The organism is Arthrobacter sp. YN, assembly GCF_002224285.1.
In the GTDB taxonomy this organism is placed as follows: Bacteria; Actinomycetota; Actinomycetes; order Actinomycetales; family Micrococcaceae; genus Arthrobacter.
In genome coordinates, this window is the sequence record NZ_CP022436.1 from 1,708,656 (window position 1) to 1,727,601 (window position 18,946).

15 protein-coding genes, 2 tRNA genes and 1 pseudogene are annotated in these 18,946 nt (G+C 63.7%); 12 read left to right on the plus strand and 6 right to left on the minus strand.

The genetic code is table 11. The features are described 5' to 3' along the window. Positions 1–28 precede the first annotated feature (28 nt). Positions 29–256, minus strand: a complete 228-nt coding sequence (locus tag CGK93_RS07670; protein ID WP_089594312.1) for an RNA-binding S4 domain-containing protein — start codon at positions 254–256, stop codon at positions 29–31. Positions 257–279: 23 nt separating this feature from the next. Between CGK93_RS07670 and CGK93_RS07675 the strand changes: the two genes are divergently transcribed. From CGK93_RS07675 to CGK93_RS07715, 9 genes are all read left to right on the plus strand, one after another. Next, a complete protein-coding gene (locus CGK93_RS07675; protein WP_089594313.1) occupies positions 280–1,284 on the plus strand; it encodes a DMT family transporter in 1,005 nt (334 codons plus the stop codon). Positions 1,285–1,428: 144 nt separating this feature from the next. Beyond that, a complete protein-coding gene (locus tag CGK93_RS07680; RefSeq protein ID WP_089594314.1) occupies positions 1,429–2,814 on the plus strand; it encodes a glycine--tRNA ligase in 1,386 nt (461 codons plus the stop codon). Positions 2,815–2,816: 2 nt separating this feature from the next. Further along, positions 2,817–3,779 carry a GNAT family N-acetyltransferase gene (locus CGK93_RS07685; RefSeq protein WP_089594315.1) on the plus strand — a complete coding sequence of 321 codons (963 nt, stop codon included), beginning with the start codon at positions 2,817–2,819 and terminating at the stop codon, positions 3,777–3,779. A 128-nt stretch (positions 3,780–3,907) separates the two neighbouring features. Then, positions 3,908–5,425 carry a YibE/F family protein gene (locus CGK93_RS07690; RefSeq protein ID WP_089597280.1) on the plus strand — a complete coding sequence of 506 codons (1,518 nt, stop codon included), beginning with the start codon at positions 3,908–3,910 and terminating at the stop codon, positions 5,423–5,425. 136 nt (positions 5,426–5,561) lie between these two features. Next, on the plus strand, positions 5,562–6,743 hold the full coding sequence (gene dusB / locus CGK93_RS07695; RefSeq protein ID WP_089594316.1) for a tRNA dihydrouridine synthase DusB: 1,182 nt from the start codon (positions 5,562–5,564) through the stop codon (positions 6,741–6,743). A 64-nt stretch (positions 6,744–6,807) separates the two neighbouring features. Next, positions 6,808–8,124: a deoxyguanosinetriphosphate triphosphohydrolase gene (locus CGK93_RS07700; RefSeq protein ID WP_089594317.1), complete on the plus strand. Its 1,317-nt coding sequence runs from the start codon at positions 6,808–6,810 to the stop codon at positions 8,122–8,124. Between the two features lie 59 nt (positions 8,125–8,183). Continuing rightward, the gene (gene dnaG / locus CGK93_RS07705) at positions 8,184–10,073 is read left to right on the plus strand and encodes a DNA primase (protein WP_089594318.1); all 1,890 of its coding nucleotides are present in this window, start codon (positions 8,184–8,186) and stop codon (positions 10,071–10,073) included. Positions 10,074–10,126: 53 nt separating this feature from the next. Continuing rightward, positions 10,127–10,199 (plus strand) — tRNA-Asn (locus CGK93_RS07710). Between the two features lie 116 nt (positions 10,200–10,315). After that, positions 10,316–10,388, plus strand: a tRNA-Asn gene (locus tag CGK93_RS07715). Positions 10,389–10,436: 48 nt separating this feature from the next. Here CGK93_RS07715 and CGK93_RS07720 read toward each other — a convergent pair. From CGK93_RS07720 to CGK93_RS07740, 5 genes are all read right to left on the minus strand, one after another. Then, on the minus strand, positions 10,437–10,844 hold the full coding sequence (locus CGK93_RS07720; RefSeq protein WP_089594319.1) for a hypothetical protein: 408 nt from the start codon (positions 10,842–10,844) through the stop codon (positions 10,437–10,439). Positions 10,845–10,888: 44 nt separating this feature from the next. Further along, on the minus strand, positions 10,889–12,172 hold the full coding sequence (locus tag CGK93_RS07725) for an alpha/beta hydrolase (protein ID WP_089594320.1): 1,284 nt from the start codon (positions 12,170–12,172) through the stop codon (positions 10,889–10,891). Between the two features lie 22 nt (positions 12,173–12,194). Next, a complete protein-coding gene (locus CGK93_RS07730; protein WP_089594321.1) occupies positions 12,195–14,693 on the minus strand; it encodes a bifunctional lysylphosphatidylglycerol flippase/synthetase MprF in 2,499 nt (832 codons plus the stop codon). Positions 14,694–14,818: 125 nt separating this feature from the next. Further along, positions 14,819–14,998, minus strand: coding sequence for a glycine zipper domain-containing protein (locus tag CGK93_RS07735; protein ID WP_089594322.1), 180 nt, complete (start codon positions 14,996–14,998; stop codon positions 14,819–14,821). Between the two features lie 23 nt (positions 14,999–15,021). Next, positions 15,022–16,251: a multidrug effflux MFS transporter gene (locus CGK93_RS07740; RefSeq protein WP_089594323.1), complete on the minus strand. Its 1,230-nt coding sequence runs from the start codon at positions 16,249–16,251 to the stop codon at positions 15,022–15,024. A 174-nt stretch (positions 16,252–16,425) separates the two neighbouring features. Here CGK93_RS07740 and CGK93_RS07745 point away from each other — a divergent pair, with 174 nt between their 5' ends. The 3 genes and pseudogenes from CGK93_RS07745 (at position 16,426) to CGK93_RS07755 (ending at position 18,850) form a co-directional block, all read left to right on the plus strand. Continuing rightward, entirely contained in the window at positions 16,426–17,274 is an 849-nt protein-coding gene (locus tag CGK93_RS07745; RefSeq protein WP_089594324.1) for a phage holin family protein, read from the plus strand. Positions 17,275–17,322: 48 nt separating this feature from the next. Continuing rightward, positions 17,323–17,946: a CDP-alcohol phosphatidyltransferase family protein gene (locus CGK93_RS07750; RefSeq protein WP_089594325.1), complete on the plus strand. Its 624-nt coding sequence runs from the start codon at positions 17,323–17,325 to the stop codon at positions 17,944–17,946. Then, a pseudogene (locus CGK93_RS07755) lies at positions 17,946–18,850 on the plus strand (DMT family transporter). The gene CGK93_RS07750 and the pseudogene CGK93_RS07755 overlap by 1 nt, the downstream one beginning before the upstream one ends. Positions 18,851–18,946: the final 96 nt, after the last annotated feature.

An 18,946-nucleotide genomic window follows, 5' to 3' on the forward strand; every position in this document is an offset into this window, starting at 1 on the left:
GGGCGTTATCTGTACAAAACCCGGGGCGTCAGGCGGCGGCGATCCGGACCGTCTGCCCGTTGACCGTCACGGTGTCGCCAACGTGGAGCTGGCGGCCGCGGCGGTCGTCGATCTCACCGTTGACCTTGACCAAGCCGCTTTTGATGAGTTCCGTGGCCTCGACCCCGTCCTCGACGAGGTTGGCAAGCTTCAGCAGCTGGCCCAAGCGGATCATGTCGTCGCGGATGGGGATTTCTTCGATTTCCGGAGTGCTCATACAGCAATGATGCCTGAAGTAGTGTGGTGACAGTGCCGCAGCCTTCTCCCCGTCCCACCCTTCCGCTCGCCGTTGGCCTCCCTATCGCCGTAGCAACAGGCTTGGTTATCCCGCTCCAAGCGAGGATCAACGGGGCCCTCGGCGCGAAACTGGACGACGGGATCGCCGCATCAGTGGTGAGCTTCACCATAGGGCTTCTGCTGATCGCAGCCATTTCACTGGCAACCCCCAGGGGGAGGGCGGGCCTGCAGCGCATCATCCCCGCTGTCCGGAACCGCAGCTTTCCCCGCTTTTACGTTATGGCCGGGGCTATCGGTGCGCTGTTCGTCTTTGCCCAGTCGTTCACGGTCGCCCTGCTCGGTGTCGCCTTGTTCACAGTCGCGGCCGTCACCGGACAAACGCTGAGTGGATTACTTGTGGACCGGATGGGCATCGGTCCCGGCGGTCAACGCGCCATTACGGGAGTGCGCGTGATCGGCAGCGTCCTCACCGTGGCTGCCGTCGCCTGGGCTGTCTCGCCGCGGTTCGGTGGGGATGCGGACATCGCCTCGCTGCTGCTTCCGGTCCTCCTGCCACTCGCGGCAGGTTTCTTCATGAGTTTCCAGCAGGCCATGAACGGAACTGCCACCGTCCACTACGGAACACCCATTGCCGCCACCCTGGTCAATTTCATCGCCGGATCGGCCATTCTGTGGATCGCGTGGCTCATCAAGCTGGCCGTTGCCGGGCCGGGAAATCCGCTGCCCGGTGAGTGGTGGTACTACCTCGGCGGTCCCATGGGCTGCCTCTTCATCGGCCTGGCGGCACTCTTGGTCAGGAGCCTCGGCGTACTGATTACCGGCTTGGGCATGATTGCCGGGCAGCTGGTGGGCTCGTTGGTGCTCGACGTCGTGATCCCCAGTCCCGGCGCGGTGGTCGCCTTGCCCACGGTGCTGGGTACGGTCCTGACGCTGGCCGCGATCATCGTGGCAACCCTGCCGTGGCCCAAAGGCGCCTTTGCACGGAGAGGCCCGGCCAAAGGCCGGTAGGGTAGGAGTCGCAGCACTTTCAGGTATCTTCGGGTACTTGCAGCAAACTTTCCCCCAGCACCCCGCCGGACAACCTCGTCCGGAATCCGGGGCAAACCACCGCGGACCGCACCCAGCGGCCCTGTAGAACAAATGGAGTTACCCATGGCAGCAAAATCCGTCCTTGACCAGGTCATTTCCCTCTCCAAGCGGAGGGGCTTTGTCTTCCAGGCCGGTGAAATCTATGGTGGCTCCCGTTCTGCGTGGGACTACGGTCCCCTCGGTGCTGAACTGAAGGAAAACATCAAGCGCCAGTGGTGGCAGAGCATGGTCCGCGGCCGTGAGGACGTAGTAGGCCTGGACTCCTCCGTGATCCTTCCCCGGCAGGTATGGGAAGCATCCGGCCACGTGGACGTCTTCTCCGACCCCCTGGTTGAATGCCTTTCCTGCCACAAGCGCTACCGTGCCGACCACCTCGAAGAAGAGTATGAGGAAAAGAAGGGCCGCCCGGCAGAAAACGGCCTGAAGGACATCGCCTGCGCCAATTGTGGCACCCGTGGCGAGTGGACCGAGCCGCAGGAATTCTCCGGCCTCCTGAAGACCTTCCTCGGCCCGGTGGCCAGTGACGAAGGCATGCACTACCTGCGTCCGGAAACCGCCCAGGGCATCTTCGTGAACTTCAACAACGTGCTCACCACGTCCCGGAAGAAGCCGCCGTTCGGCATTGGCCAGATCGGCAAGTCCTTCCGCAACGAAATCACGCCGGGCAACTTCATTTTCCGTACCCGCGAGTTCGAGCAGATGGAGATGGAATTCTTCGTCGAGCCCGGTACGGATGAAGAGTGGCACCAGTACTGGATGAAGGAACGCATGTCCTGGTACACGGACCTGGGCATCCGCGAGGAGAACCTCCGTTTCTTCGAACACCCGCTGGAGAAGCTCAGCCACTACTCCAAGGGCACCACGGACATCGAATACCGCTTCGGTTTCCAGGGCTCCGAGTGGGGCGAGCTCGAAGGCGTCGCCAACCGCACCGACTTTGACTTGTCAACGCACGCCAAGGCCTCCGGCACGGACCTGAGCTACTTCAACCAGGCCACCAACGAGCGCTACACCCCGTACGTGATCGAGCCCGCCGCAGGCCTGACCCGCTCGTTCATGGCCTTCCTGATCGACGCCTACACCGAAGATGAGGCACCCAACGCCAAGGGCGGCGTCGACGTCCGTACCGTCCTGAAGCTGGATCCGCGCCTTGCCCCGGTCAAGGCCGCCGTGCTGCCGCTGAGCCGTAACGAGGACCTGTCTCCGAAGGCCAAGGCGCTGGGCGCACAGCTGCGCAAGAACTGGAACATCGACTTCGACGACGCCGGTGCGATCGGCCGCCGCTACCGTCGCCAGGATGAAATCGGTACTCCGTTCTGCATCACCGTGGACTTCGACACCCTGGAAGACCAGGCCGTCACCATCCGTGAACGCGACACCATGAGCCAGGAACGCGTGTCCTTGGACAAGGTTGAGGGCTACCTTGCAGCACGCCTGATCGGCGCCTAGCCATGGCTTTGGAGTACCGCGAATGGAAGGAGGGCGACGACCTCGCCCTCCTGGAAATCTGGGGCGGCCCGGAGACCCTTCCCGCTGAGCAGTTCCGTGCGGCCCTGGCGCCGTCCAGCAACCAACCCTGGCGCCGCTGCATCGTGGCCGAAGACGTGGTCGACGGTGTGCGCATCCCCGTAGCCGCCGGCGTGGTCCACGAGGCATCCCTGCACCCCGAGCGACTCTGGGCGTACATCGAGGTTGCCAGGGACCACCGCCGTGAAGGCGTAGGCGCCACTCTGCTGACCATGCTTCGGCGTGAAGCGGGGAACTCGCCGTCGGGCGTTTCCAAGCTGCGCAGCAAGGTGGAGCCGGACACCGCCGGTGAGGCCTTCGCTGCGGCAGCGGGACTTGCGCCCATCCAGCGGTCGCAACTGGTGGTAGTGGAGCCCGAACCACTGTCCTTGCCGCGGTTCGGTGACGGTTCCGAGGAAGCCGCGTCCGAGCGCGTGGAGGACCTGGCTACGGGGTCGGTTGAGTTGAGTGACGTTGTGGGCAAGTACTACTCGCACGTCCACCACTGGGACAGCCCTGGGGAGCTCAGCATCGCCACAGTGCAGCGCTTGTTCCTGCATGACCTGACCGGAGCCCATGGCGCGATCGTGCTGCGCGCGCCCAAAGCCAGTGCTTTTGGCCAAGGCATTCCAGCAACCCGCAAGGGCAAAATCCAGGCCTTCGCCATCAGCTACGCCCAGGGCAACTCGGACGAACCGTCGGATGTTTTCCTGGGGCATGACCCCCAGCTGTCAGCCGACGACGCAGCGGCGGCGGTGCGTGATCTCTTGGCGCTCATCGCTTACCAGCACCCGGTGCTGCTGGAAGTGGACGAATCCATGACGGCCCTCCGGACGGTTCTGGGGCCACTGCTGGAATCGGGCAAGGCCCATGTGCGCGGCGCGGATACGTTGATCGTCAGCGACTGACCAGTATTTGTCCACGGGATCCCGTGCTGCCTGCATCATGCGGGCGGCACGGGATCTTGTGCTTTATGGCTGAACTCTGCAGTGGGCCTGGTCCCGCGTAGGGTTAAGGGCATGAGGTTTTGCTGCTGATGGGCCACGGTCACTCCCACGGACATTCTGAAGGTTCCGAGCCAACACCGCAGGCCCTTGCCTCGCGGAAGAGGGCCAACTGGATTCTGGCGGCCATACTGGTTCCGCTGGGCGTCCTGACGCTCGTGGCCATGATGGTCATGTGGCCTTCCGGAAGCCGGGAGGGAATCACGTTCTCGAGCCCCTACCAGGCTGCCCCGGGCGTTACTTTCGATACCGGGAAAATCCAAAGGGTGGTGGTGGAAAGCTGCACGCAGACTGGCCAAACCGACACGGGACAGCCAAACACCGGACAGCCCAACACCGGGCAATCCGACCCCAACCAGGGCGGGCAGGCCGGCGGTTCGCAGTGCACCTTCGCTTTCACCGAGCCGGACAAGGGCGGGGACGTGGTCAAGGTGGTCATCAACCCTGATGTGGCCATGTCCCATGGCGTGGACGTGGGGGACTCCATTCGGTACCTCAACCTGTCTGCGGTCCAAGGCGCCAACGCGGGCAGCGGGGCTCCGGCCTACGTCTTCGTGGACTTCGTCCGAAACATTCCCATCGCCATCCTGGCCATCGTCTACGCAGCCGTGGTCATTGCTGTGGCCCGTTGGCGCGGCTTCCGGGCGCTCCTTGGGCTGGTGGGTGCCTACTTCGTCCTGGTGAGCTTCATCCTGCCGGGCTTGGTGGAGGGCAAGCCACCGCTGCTGCTGGCGTTGGTGGGGTCCACGGTGATCATGATCGGGGTCCTGTACTTCGCGCACGGATTCTCGGCGCGAACATCCACGGCATTGCTGGGCACCATTTTCGGGCTCAGCATTACGGCGCTGTTGGCGGCCTGGGCTACCGACGCCGCCAACCTGGCGGGCGTGGGAAACCACGATGCCTCCACTCTGGTGAACATGTCACCCCAGATCTCCATCTCCGGGATCATCCTCTGCGGCCTCATCATTTCCGGCCTCGGCGTGCTCAACGACGTCACCATCACCCAGTCATCTGCCGTGTGGGAACTGTATGAACTGGCGCCCAACACCACGGCCCGCAAGCTGTTCACCTCGGCCATGCGGATCGGCCGGGACCACATCGCCTCCACGGTGTACACCATTGCCTTCGCCTACGCTGGCGCCGCCCTGCCGATCCTCATCATCGTGATGCTCTACGATCGCCCGCTCGATGAAGCGCTGACCAGCGCCGAACTGTCCGAGGAAGTCATCCGTACCCTGGTGGGTTCCATCGGGCTCGTCCTTGCCATCCCGGTCACCACGCTGATCGCGGTCCTGGTGGTCAAAGCCACCGGCGTGAAGCGCCTCGCCACTGCGGGCGGGCCGTCAGTGACTGCCGACGAGCTGAACGATACCGGTGCGCTGGCCGCAGCCGCCGCCGTCGTGGGTTCCGTCCCCCAAGGCAAGCAAAAGACGCAGGACGCGCTCGACGCCGGTCCCAGCCTTGACGGTCCCGGCCAGCCGGCGCGTCCGGGGAGCCGCCGCGCCCAGCGGGAAGCGGAGCGGCATGGCAGGGACGAAACGAAGTAGCGCTGCATCCGGTCCTTGTTCGCTCGACTCGTCAGACAGTGCAGAACTGGTTGCCGGACCGTGCAGAACAGGGCGAACGGGGTCGGATTCCGGCAGGGTATCCCGCCGATTTGCCTCGCTTTGCAACAATGGATAGGTGACTGTAGTAGCAACGCCCCCCGCACCAAAGCTCGAGCTCCCGCCCTTGAAGCTCGGCGGGATCACCGTGGACACCCCGGTGATCCTTGCCCCCATGGCGGGCATCACCAACTCGGCCTTCCGCAGGCTCTGCCGTGAATACGGTGGCGGCATGTACGTGGCCGAGATGGTCACTTCCCGTGCCCTGGTGGAACGGACGCCGGAATCGTTGCGCATCATCTCGCACGATGAGGACGAGAAAGTCCGTTCCGTGCAGCTCTACGGTGTGGATCCGGTGACCGTAGGTGCCGCAGTGCGGATGCTCGTAGACGAGGACCGCGCGGATCACATTGACCTGAACTTTGGCTGCCCCGTGCCCAAAGTCACCCGGCGCGGTGGCGGCTCGGCGCTCCCGTGGAAGATCGATCTCTTCACCTCCATTGTGCAGACGGCGGTGAAGGAAGCGTCCAAGGGCGGTATCCCGCTGACCATCAAGATGCGCAAGGGCATCGACGAGGACCACCTGACGTACCTCGACGCCGGCCGCATCGCCCGCGACGCAGGCGTGGCCGCCGTCGCCCTTCATGGACGCACGGCCGCCCAGTTCTATTCCGGGCAGGCCGACTGGTCTGCCATCGCCCGTCTCCGCGAAGCCCTCCCGGATATCCCCGTGCTGGGCAACGGCGACATCTGGTCGGCCGAGGATGCCGTCCGCATGGTGCGGGAGACCGGGGTGGATGGCGTGGTGGTTGGCCGCGGTTGCCAGGGCCGTCCGTGGCTGTTCGGGGACCTGCAGGCAGCTTTTGAAGGCAGCGACCAGCGGCACCGCCCCGGACTCCGTGAAGTCGCCGAGGGCGTTTACCGGCACGCCGAGCTCATGGTGGAGACCTTCGGCAACGACGAATACAAGGCGCTCCGCGAAATCCGCAAGCACATGGCCTGGTACTTCAAGGGCTACGTGGTGGGCGGCGAGCTCCGCGCCAAACTGGCTACGGTCCCCACCCTTGAGGTGCTGCGCGAGTACCTCGATGAACTGGACATGGACTCGCCGTACCCGGGAGTCGATTCCGAGGGACCCCGCGGCCGCGCCGGCTCGCCCAAGAAGCCGGCCTTGCCCAAGGACTGGCTGGTGAGCCGTCAGCTGAACGCTGAACAGAGCGCGGATATCTCGGCTGCGGAGCTGGACGTTTCGGGCGGCTAGCCTCACACGTGTAAGACTGACTCAAGAAGCTCCATACCCCGGCGCTTGAAGGAGGCAGATACCCATGGGAACCGAAGCGATACTTGGCCACGACGGGACGACCCACGATTTTGTGCTGGCCATCCCCGGTTACGCCGAGGCAGATTCCGCGCGGTGGGTTGAAGAGCCGCGCAAGAGCAACTATCGCTCCGATTTTGAACGGGACCGCGCCAGGGTCCTGCACTCTTCGGCCCTGCGCAGGCTCGGTGCAAAAACACAGGTGGTTGCCCCGGACACTGATGACTTTGTCCGCACCCGGCTCACGCACAGCCTGGAAGTGGCCCAGGTGGGCCGTGAACTGGGACGTTCCCTTGGCTGCGATCCGGACGTGGTGGACACCGCGTGCCTGAGCCACGACCTCGGCCACCCGCCCTTCGGCCACAACGGCGAGTCCGCGCTGAATGAAGTGGCGCACACCATTGGTGGTTTCGAAGGCAACGCCCAGACATTGCGCCTGCTGACCCGGCTCGAACCCAAAGTGCTCGCCGAGGACGGCCGGCCGGCAGGGCTCAACCTGACCCGCGCCAGCCTTGACGCCGCGTCCAAATACCCGTGGTCCGCCGTCGACGCTCCCGTCATCCATGGCCACCGCACCAGCAAGTTCGGCGCCTACGAGGACGATCTTCCGGTCTTTGAATGGCTGCGCGAGGGCGCCCCCGGGAACCGCTCCTGCATCGAAGCCCAGGTGATGGACCTGGCGGACGACATTTCCTACTCGGTCCACGACGTCGAGGACGCGATCGTAGCCGGTCACTTCCAGCTCAAATGGATGGACAACCCGGACCATCGGGCGCGCGTGGTGGGCTACACCAAACAGTGGTACCTGCCGCACAACGACCCCGCCGAAATCGATGCCGCCCTGGCCCGGCTGGAAGCCACCAAGGTCTGGGTCCGCGAGGCGGATGGCAGCCGTAAATCGATGGCCGCCCTGAAGGATATGACCAGCCAGTTGATCGGCCGGTTCTGCCAAAGCGCCATGGAAACCACGCGGGCCCACTTTGGCCCGGCCAACCTGACCCGCTATGACGCAGAACTCATGGTTCCCGAGGACACCGTCACCGAAATCGCGGTGCTCAAGGGCTTGGCCACCACGTTTGTCATCTCCACAGACCACCGCCAGCCCGTGTACGAGCGCCAGCGCGAAGTGCTGCACGCACTCGTGGGTGTTTTGAACGCCTCCGGCGACCGCCACCTGGAGCCGATGTTCGCCGCGGACTGGCGTGACGCCGCCGACGACGGTGCCCGCTTGCGTGTGGTGATCGACCAGGTCGCATCGCTGACGGACGTCTCCGCGCTGGCCGTCTACGAACGCCTTGTGGGCAGCCTTCCGTCACTCTGGTAACTCTGGAGCCGCTGACGTTAACGGCGGGGACTCTGGGGGCAAGCGACTAGGATGGTGACGTGGCTGGCCTGATCAAACGTGAAGATATCGACGAAGTACGCCAGCGCACGGATATCAAGGAAGTCGTTGACGGTTACGTCACCCTCAAGGGCGCCGGGCTGGGGAGTTTCAAGGGCCTGTGCCCCTTCCACGACGAACGCTCGCCCTCTTTCACTGTTCGCCCGCAAGTGGGCAGGTACCACTGCTTCGGCTGCGGCGAGGACGGCGATGCCATCTCCTTCGTCCAGAAGATGGACCACAGCTCCTTCCACGAGGCTGTCGAGAAGCTTGCCGCCAGGATCGGCTACGAGCTGCGTTACGAGGACGGCGGCACCGGTCCCAGCCGCGAGGAAGTGGGAAAGCGACAGCGTCTGTTGGACGCCCACAAGATCGCCGACGAGTTCTTCCGCGCCCAGCTGCTGACCCCCGGCGCGGCCGAAGGGCGCAACTTCCTCGATGGCCGCGGTTTCGACCGCGCCGCTGCCGAGCATTTTGGCGTGGGATATGCGCCCCAAGGCTGGGACGCATTGCTGAAGCACCTCCGCGGACGCGGGTTCACGGATGCTGAGTTGAAACTCACAGGGATGTTCTCCGAAGGAAACCGGGGCATCTATGACCGCTTCCGGGGGAGGCTCATCTGGCCCATCCGCGACATCGCCGGGGACACCATCGGATTCGGCGCCCGCAAGCTCTACGAGGACGATCAAGGCCCCAAGTACCTGAACACCCCGGAAACCACACTCTACAAAAAGTCCCAGGTCCTCTACGGGATCGACATCGCCAAGCGGAACATCGCCAAGGAACGGCAACTGGTGGTGGTGGAAGGGTACACGGACGTCATGGCCTGCCACCTGGCAGGAGTCACGACGGCGGTAGCCACCTGCGGTACTGCGTTCGGCACCGAACACATCAAGGTAGCCCGGCGGCTCCTTTCGGACGACGGCAGCGGCGGCGAGGTCATCTTCACCTTCGACGGCGACGCCGCAGGACAGAAGGCCGCCCTGAGGGCCTTCGAGGAAGACCAGCGGTTCACGGCCCAGACGTACGTCGCCGTGGAACCCTCCGGCGCGGATCCCTGCGATCTTCGCCAGCTCAAGGGCGACGCCGCGGTACGCGACCTCATCGGTACCCGGAAGCCCCTCTTTGAGTTCGCCATCCGGGCCACGCTTCGCCGGCACAACCTGGACACGGTGGAAGGCCGCGTGGCGGCACTGCGCGAAGCCGCCCCCGTGGTGGCGCAGATCAGGGATTCCGCCACGAGGCCCGGCTACACGCGCAACCTGGCCGGCTGGCTGGGTATGCCTATCGAGGAAGTCAGCAGCTACGTTGGGGCGGCCGCCAAGCGCGCCGCATCCGGTGGCAATGCGTCTGCTCCGGCCGGCCCAGGCGGGCAATCGGCCGCGTCAGCCCCGCCGTCGAGCAGTCCTGTGTTTCAACGGCCCGATCCCAGGGACCCCATCGCAGGTATGGAACGCCAGGCGCTGGAAGTTGTCCTCCAGGAGCCGGGGGTGCTGGGCGGGGGAGCCTGGGAGCGTTTCGAGGCCTCGCACTTCGCCACCCCTGCGTATGCGGCGGTCCACACGGCCGTGCGGGCTGCCGGACTTGGCCACGCGGCTGATCCTGTGGCGTGGGTGGAGCAGGTACGCCAGGAAGTTCCCGAACCTTTGCGGCCCTTGGTGTCCGAGTTGGCAGTGACACCCTTGCCCGCCAGTACACCGGAGGCCATGCAGCGGTACTGCCGCGACATCCTGGCCCGCCTCTTCGAGCTGCAGATCACCCGTATCAAGGCAGACAAGATGGGCCAGCTGCAACGCCTGGATGCAGGAGCCAATCCGGAAGAATTCCAGCGGCTGAATCGTGAGCTGATGCTGCTGGAAATGGAGCGCCGGTCCTTGCGATCGGACGGCTGAGAACCTCGATTTCGTTTTCCGGCGGGCCCCTGTTAAGCTAGTAACCGCTTCATTCCTCCGTAGCTCAATTGGCAGAGCATTCGACTGTTAATCGAAGGGTTACTGGTTCAAGTCCAGTCGGAGGAGCGCACAATACCCCCGTTCCGAGTTTTCGGAGCGGGGGTATTTTTATACCCCCGTGGGGTATGCGGAGTCGATTTCGCATTCCGGTAGAACCTTTGCTAAAGTCATAACCGCTTCATTCCTCCGTAGCTCAATTGGCAGAGCATTCGACTGTTAATCGAAGGGTTACTGGTTCAAGTCCAGTCGGAGGAGCATCAGAACCCCGCATCGGCGTCACGCCGGTGCGGGGTTCATCTTTTCCTAGACGAAATCCATCTCCACCTGCAGGAAACGGGCGGCCTCGGCCACAGCTGCCAGGAACGAATCCTGCTCAGTGGGCGGGGTCCTGGGGTCGCGCGGATGCCACTCGTGCGGGGCTGAGTAGACGCGGGTGAAGCCGCCACCGGGCGGGGCATAGAAGATTCCGAATCGCTGGACCGGCCACTCAGGGGAAGTCTCCGGCGCAACCAGCAGGGCGGCGTCGGCCTCGGGGTTGTACCACTGGGCGATGGGTCGCCGGCGGTCGTCCGTAAAGAGGCCTGCGGCGTAGAGGGCAGCCGACTGGGGGCTGGTCACCGAGCACAGACGGTCCCACCACAGCGGCAGGATGCGTTCATCCCGACGCTGCCAGGGTGCCGGAAGCGGCTGCAGCTCTTGCCAATGTGGCACACCTCAACTTTATCGCCGGTGCGGGGCGCGCGACAGGGGAAGCCCTAGCGGGAGAGTCCCAACCGGGGGTAAAGCACCTCGAAACCTTTGGTCAGGCCATCGTTGAGGGCCAGTCCCACGTGACCGCCGTTGGGGACCTCGTAATAGGTCACCGTCATGCCGGCCGACCGCGCCGCGGCGGAGACAGCTTTTGCGGCGGCCACATACGTCACGTCGTCGGAGCCGACAGTGAAAACGGCCGTCGTATCAGGGAATTGCTTGCCTTTCATGATGTTGATGGGCTTCTGGGCGTCGTAGTCCGCCTGATTGCCGCCGAAAATGGTTGCGAGGTTGCCCGCGGGGTCTTCGGCTCCCGGGAACTCTTCACCGGAGATGTCCACCACGTTGCCCCACATCTTCGGGTACTTGACGGCGAAGGAGATGGCGCACTGGCCGCCGTTGGAGTAACCGGCGATGGTCCAATGCTCCCGATCCGGGAGGATGGTGAGGTTGGCTTTGGCCCAGTTCACCACGTCCTCATTGATGTACTTCTCCACGTTGCCGTACTTGGCGGTGTCCAAACAGAGGTTGTCGTTCTCATCCGGGCCGATCTGGTCAGCCACGATCGCAATCGGCGCCAGGCCGTTGTTCTTCGCCGCGAATTCATCCAGTGCTGCCGAGACGTACTGGGGGTCGGGAAGGCCGGGTTGGCCCATCATGAGGACGAACAGTGGCAGCCGGGGCGGATTGTCCGTCAGGGCTGCGGGAGGCAGGTAGATGCCGGCGGGCCTGGCGTCAAAGCCGGAGGCCGTTGCCGGTATCACCTGGGTGCCCACCTTGCCCTTGGACGGCATGGTGGCCGGGGGTTTCCAGCTTTGCCAGAGTGGTCCTGCCGGTATGGACGCATCAGGGTTGGGCTTGTTCAACTGAATGGCGCCCTCAGTGGAAATCCCCAGGGCCGAGCCCAAGGTCTTGTTCAGCCCGAACTCGGTGTTGATGCCCAGCCCCGCGACGAGGACAAAAACGGGGATGGAGACTGCAGCCACCACTTTCCGCCACGCACGGCTGTGGCGGAAGCTGACCACGGACAGTCCCAGCGCGGCGAAGCAGGAGATGGCCCAGAACCATACGCGCGGAGTCAGGCCAACATGGAAGACGTCCATGACGTCCTCGATGATCCACACAGTCAGCCACCCCAGCAGCGCAGCGGACACAACGGCAATGATCGCGGTCAGCGCCCACCGGGCGGACGGCCTGAGGAAAAGCACCAGGAAGAACACGACGCCGATCGCCCCGGCAATGGTCATGACTACGGGGCCGCTGATCTCAACTTTCAGGAGGTCGTCCATGGTTAGGAACTCCGCCCGCTTCTCATGCTGCGGGCTCCCTGATGACCATTTGGCGCAGGAGGCCTGCGCTTTGCGCGGGGGAGAGGCCCGGCAGGTAGGCGGAGCCCACCGCGATGCCAATGGATGGTAAGGCCAAAGGGTCCTGGTAGTACATGTACAGGGTGCGGTGCTCGGGTTGGAACCGCGACTTGAAAGCGGCCAGGGACTTGAAGCCATACATGGGCTCCAAAGCATTGCCGAGCAGCGCCAGGACGCGGTCCAGGGAGCTCCGGTCACCCTCCACGGTGTCAGCCCCGGCATTGGCAAGGGGCGAGCCGGACAAGGAGATCTGGGGGACTTCTTCCTTGAAGTGGGTCACGGCCGAGGCAATGAGGAACTCCATGACGCCCTTGAAACCGGTGGTCCGCCGCCGCATGAAGTCCAAGGTCCATCCCGAGATGACGCCGTTGCGGAACACGGGCAACCAACTGGTGACTCCATGGACCAAGCCCTCGTCGTCCAGGGCCACGCAGCAGAGGACTTCGGGATCTTTCAGCTCATTCAAACCTCCCAGGGTAAAACCCATTTCCGGGAGGGCTTTGTCCGCGACCCACTCTTCGGAGATCTCTGCCAGTTGAGCCCTGACTCCCGGCGGCATCCCCTGGTAGGGATACCAATGGTCCTTGATGGAGAGCTTCTCTGCCCGGTTAAGGGCGGTACGCACGTTCTGCCATTCCTTGCCCTTGAAGGTCATGGCCTGGACGTTGAGAAGGGTTTCTTCCGCCACTTCCAGCTTGCGGAACCCACGGGGGAGGAGCGGGCCGTCCAGGTCTGCAGTGGCTGAGTAGAAGCACGGGGTGAGTCCCAGGCCGGCGCAGTGCTTCAGGAACCCCGTGGCGGCTTCAGCGTGGTGCTCTTCAGCCCCGAAGGGACCCGCAACCGTCAAGGCCACGCCGTTGTGCACTTGATACGCAACGCCGGCCTTCCGGTCCGGTGTGAACCAGTACTGGTTGTTGTCCCATAAGGACATCCAGGACAGCGTGCCGCCGCCGTGATGGAGCAACACCCGGGTGTGCCCCAGATCAGCCTCCGGATCCATGGCAAGCATCCTGAACCGCCGGAAGTTGTTCAGGACCAGCACCAGGATGCAGAGCCAGATGATGTCCCCGCCCAGCCCGTACACCACGGTGCTCAGCAGGCCTTGGGGAAGGGCCACCACAAACGGAACAGGGAAGGGGACCAGGATGTGTGTCAACTGCCCTGCAAGGTCCCACAGAGTGGAACGTCCCGGATTGCCTTCGACGAACCAGAACGCCACATAGAGAACTATTGCGGCGACTGCCAGGATCAGGGAGGTCCTGCCCAGGACCCTGTATCCGGCGTCGCTGGACTCCACCCGGAACTTGTGGCGGTTGGCCAACAGCAATGCCACGATGATCACCGGTGCGAGGACCGCGGGAACTGCATAAAGCAGGAGGTAGCCGACATCGTCATCGCCCAGAGCGACGTCCGGATCGGTGACGTATTGGACGATGGACAGGACGGTCACTGCTGCGAGATACGCCTGAATCACCAATGTCAGGCGGTAGGCGAGCCGGCGGCCGCGGCGGAGTCCCTCGGCGCAAACAAGCAGCAGGAGAACCGGAATCAGTGTAAGGATTGCTGCGCCGAAGCTTTGGACGCCTACGATGCCCTGCAAGGTGACGCAGTTGGTGTCGTTGTTGCAGGCCTCCTTGACTTCATCGGCGTCGGGGCTGGCTTGGAGCATAACCTCCGAGACCACGGACAAAGGGCCTATTTCCCACGTGCCGGTGAGTTGTGTGAGCAAAGGTCCCACTGCGAAGACACCCACCACAGTGCCCACCAGAAAGCGGGTCTCACGGAGAGTCGAGGAATGCAGTGATCCTGCCCTGCGGCGGAGCATCAGGGACTGGACGGCCCAGCCCGCCAGGATGCCCATCACGGCTCCGGCCAGCGCCTGAAGGGTTTGGGCCACTCCCACAAACAGGGCAAACATCAGCGTCGCGGCCAGCAGCCACGTCCTCAGCCGACGGCGCCACAGTGCGTCCAGTGCCGCCGTCGCGCATCCCAGCGCGGCCGCAGCGCCGCCGTAAGCTCCAACAACGTATTCGCCGCCCAGGAAGCTGAGCCACTGATCGCTGGCATCGGTTCCGAACGCCACAAGCGCCACCAGAACCAGGGCGCTGAGGGCCGAGCCCGCCACGAACGCTGCAAGCGCCAGCCATGGGCCCATGACACGCTCGGCGATTCCCACTCCCACCAGGATCGCGGCCGTGCAGGCAAGGTAGTCCAACAGGGAAGAAGCAAAGAACGCCGACGTGAAAATTGACCACCATGGCCCTGGCTCCACTGCCAATCCCAGCCCCACTTGGTCCAGCAACGCCTCGCTGGGTCCATTCAACAGGCTCCCTGTCGCAGCCCCCAGGATCAACAGCAGTACTGCCAGGCCCAGTGTCAGTGGCAGCCGGCGCACCGTTGCCAGGCCGCGGACACCGCCCCGCAATCCACCAGCCGCGCTCATGTGATGTCCCCTTCACCGGTCCGGCACCGGTTAGCCCGGCTGGCCACCATTCTGCCTTGCGGGACGCTCTAAGGGGAGAGGCTGGACAGTCCCGACGGCGGCGGGTCGCGTTTGGTGCGGTGGGTCTAGTCCCGTTTCCAAGGGCCGGGGTTCACCCGGTAAAGGACGGCGGCGCCAATCACGGCACCGAGAATCGCGCCGAACAGGGCGCTTCCTGCGGCGCGGCCGATGAGCGCGCCGGCAGTGGCGCCAAGCAGGGCGCCGAGGAAGAGGCCCCTGCCGTTGCGGTGCGGTTTCTTGGTCATGGTGTCAGCCTACGGGTGGCTTCCTAATGGATGGAGGGAACGGTGCGGGGCCGGACCACCAGCCAGAGTGCGGCGATGGCCCCGGTGATGCACACAGCCATGACGGAGCCCATGGGAACAGCCGAGCTGACGCCCAGCCAGCCCACTACCGGCGGGACAATTCCGGCCATCATGAACTGGGATGCCCCCAGGAGGGACGCTGCCGTGCCAGCCTGGGCGCCGTGATTGGCGAGGGACAGGACCTGGACACAGGGGAACATGAACCCGGTGGCGCAGATGTAGAACCACAACGGAATGAGGATGCCCCAGAGTCCCACGTGCAAGAGGTCAAGCACCACGATCACGAGGGCAGTGAACAGCATGAACAACGTAGCCCCGGCCACGATCCACTGCGGGGCCACCCGCCTGATCAGGCGTGAACTGATCTGTACGCCCGCAACAATGCCCAGTGAATTGATGCCGAACAGGAGTCCGTATTCCTGCGGCGAGAATCCGTAAATGTCCTGGAACAGGAAAGTAGACGCGGAAAGGTAAGCGAACAAACCACCGAAGTTCAGGCTTCCCACCAGCACCATGCCCACAAAGATCCGGTCCGTGAGGACCGATTTGTAGCGCTGTCCCACCGTGATGGTGGATTTGCCGCGCTGGGCTGCGGGCAGCGTCTCCCGGATGAAGAAGATGGAGGCAAGGATGACCAGCAACCCGTAGGCGGCCAGGAAGTAGAAAATACCGGGCCACGGGAAGACCAGCAGCAACTGCGATCCGATAACAGGGGCCAGGATGGGAGCAAGGCCGTTGACCAGTGACATCCTCGAGAACATGCGGACCATGGAATAGCCGTGGAAGAGGTCCCTGACCATGGCCATGGCCACTACGCCGCCGCCTGCGGCGCCGATGCCCATGAGGACGCGGAACAGGGACAGCATCCCGATGTCTGTTGCCAGCGCTGCACCGATCGAGGAACCGATGTGGACGGCGGTGGCAAGGATCAGCGGGAGCCGGCGCCCCACTTTATCGCTGAAGGGACCCACCACCAGTTGGCCAAGCCCGAAGCCTACGGTGGTTCCCGTCAGGGTGAGCTGGATGGCCGCAGCCGAGACGTCGAAACTCTCCTCCAGCGCCGGGAACGCCGGGAGGTAAAGGTCGATCGTGAAGGGACCCAGCGCAGTCAGTGCACCCAACAGGAGAATGTAGACAAGTTTTTCGCGTCGGCTCAGGGAGTCGCCCGGAGCAATGGGAGAGGTCACGATCATCTATCCTATGGCCCGGATCATATTTATTGGACGTATGACAGGCGCGCCGGAGTGTGGTCTCGAAAGTTCAGCAGGAACCTGAATGATAGCTTTGAGGACAGGTGTCCGCGGTGAGAGATTTCAGTCCGCGTTCGCCCCATACGATGCCCAGAGGAAAGCAGTTAGGCGGAACCCATGAGTGGACGTCACACCGGCCGGACCAGTCAAGGACCTGCCATTCGCACTTTGCCGAAGACCCTCAAGCTCGTTGCACGGTTGGCCCCACGGCAAATCAACGACGAAATTGCCTTGGCAAAGGTGGAACTCAAACGCAAGGCCACCCAGGTTGGAATAGCCGGCGCGTTCTTTGGCGTGGCCCTTGTCTTCCTTGCGCTGTTGGTGATCGCCCTCGTTGTTGCCGCCATCCTGGGGCTGTCGACCATCATGCCGGGATGGCTCGCGGCGCTGATCGTCGCAGCGTTCTTCTTGATTATCGTGGCCATCGCATCCCTGATTGGAATCGCCAAGTTCAAGAAGGCCATGCCCCTGGTGCCCGAGGACACCATCCGGGGCATCAAGCACGATCTTGGAATTGCCAAAGAGGGTTCAGCCTTCGATGAGTCCATCCTCGATCCCAACTCGCCCGCTGCCAAGGCGGCCAAGGCCGGGAAGGAAGCTGCAGCGGAGAAAGCCAAGGCAGAGAAGGCTGCGAAGGAAGCCGCCAAGGAAGCGGACGCCGTCAAGGCACCTACGGAAGCGGAGCTTCGCTCGCGCCTGAAGAAGCGCCGCGAACATCTGACGGGGGTCCGCGACGAGCTCGGCGAGCAGTTGGACGTCAAGAAGCAGGGGCAGGCCCTGCTGAACAGCGCCGGCGGGAAGTTCCAGGAGGGCAAGGAGTTCGCTGCAGCGAAGTTTGCCGACCTCGGAGACTCCGTCCCCGAAAGCCTCACCGAGCGGCTCGCCGCCCGGTGGAAGGACCTCGCCGCGTTTGCCACTGCTGCTGTGGTGTTCGTTGTTGCCCTGCGGAAGCTGCTGAAAAAGTAGGTAGATATCCGCAGCGCCAAACACTGACAACGAGGAAGGGGGACACGCGTGAAATTGATCGGTGCTGGTTCGAACCCTGACCGGCCGCAGGTTGACCACGACCTCATCTTCACTGTCCCCAACATCCTCACGGTCCTCCGCTTCATGGGGGTCCCGCTGTTCGTGTGGCTCGTTTTGTCGGAGCAGGAGTACGGCTTCGCCGTCCTGGTGCTTGTGATCATGGGCAGCACCGACTGGGTTGATGGCTACATCGCCCGGCGCTTCGACCAGACCTCCAAGCTGGGCCGCATCCTGGATCCCATGGCGGATCGGGCCGCGCTGCTGGCCGTTGCCTTCACGCTGGCGATTGCCGGCGTCGTGCAGTGGTGGTACCTGGCCGCGCTGTTGGTTCCGGACGCCATCCTGGCCATTGCTTCCCTGATCTACTTCCGCAGCCACCCGGACCTTCCAGTGAGCATCATTGGGAAAATCCGCACAGCGCTGTTGCTGCTCGGCACTCCGTTGCTTGTCCTCTCCAAATTGCCCATCCCGTTCACTGAGGTCTACTTCGTAGCCGCTTGGACGTTCCTGGGCTTCGGGCTGCTGGGACACTGGATTGCGGCCTACAACTATTTCTGGGCCATCTTGCGTAAGGGTAAAGAACTGAAAAACGACGACGGCGGACACGGCTGATGGTTTGGCTGGCAGTTTTTCTCGCGCTGCTCGGCGCATTTTTCCTCGCTATCGGCGCCCAGCGGCAGGGCAGCGCGGTCAAGGCCGATACGGGTGGCCTCGCGCTTAGCTCCCATGGCTTCGTGCGTCTCCTGCGCAACCCGCGGTGGATGCTTGGCCTGCTGTTCCTGACCCTGGGTATGGCACTGAATGCCGTCGCCTTGGTGTCTGCGCCCCTCACCGTGGTGCAACCTATTGGTGCCATTGCGCTGGTCATCACCACCGTGGTCAATGCCAAGGACCAGGGCCTGAGCATCAATCGTGCAACGGTGGTGGCCATCAGCGCCTGTGTTACAGGGTCGGCATTGTTCGTCTTGCTGGCAGTGTTCGTCACCCAGGAGAACCACCAGGTCAACGCCGAGGACGAGCTGACAATCGTCCTGCTCCTCGCGCTGGCGGTGGGCGTCTTTGGAACGCTGGCGGTTCTTTTCAAGCACCGGATGAGCGCCTTCGTTTACATCCTCGGGGCCGGCGTCCTGTTCGGCTTCGTGGCCGTGCTGACCCGCATTATCGGCAAGCACCTTCTTGATCCCAACGGGCTGTTCCTGCTCAACGTCCAGTGGTACACCCTCATAGCCATTGTGGCCGCCGGGGGTTGGGATCCTGGTTCGTGCAGAGTGCCTACTCCGGTGGCCCACCGGACCTGGTCATCGCCGGGCTGACTGTTATCGACCCCATGGTGGGCATCGCCATCGGCATTGTGATCCTTGGTGAGCTTCGTCCCGATGTCCACGCCGTGATGGCCATCGCCATGGCTGTGGCCGCTACGCTTGCTATCGTGGGGGTTATTGCCCTGAGCCGGCACCATCCGGAAGTCACCAAACGCAAGAAGGACGCAAAGGCGGCTGCAGCCAAGAAGGCCTAGGGCATAGCTGTACCTTGCGCCGCCGCTGCACGCGGACCGGCAACCCGGCGACACCGCAGTATTGCCACAAGCAGTGCTGTCCGCACCGTGAACATC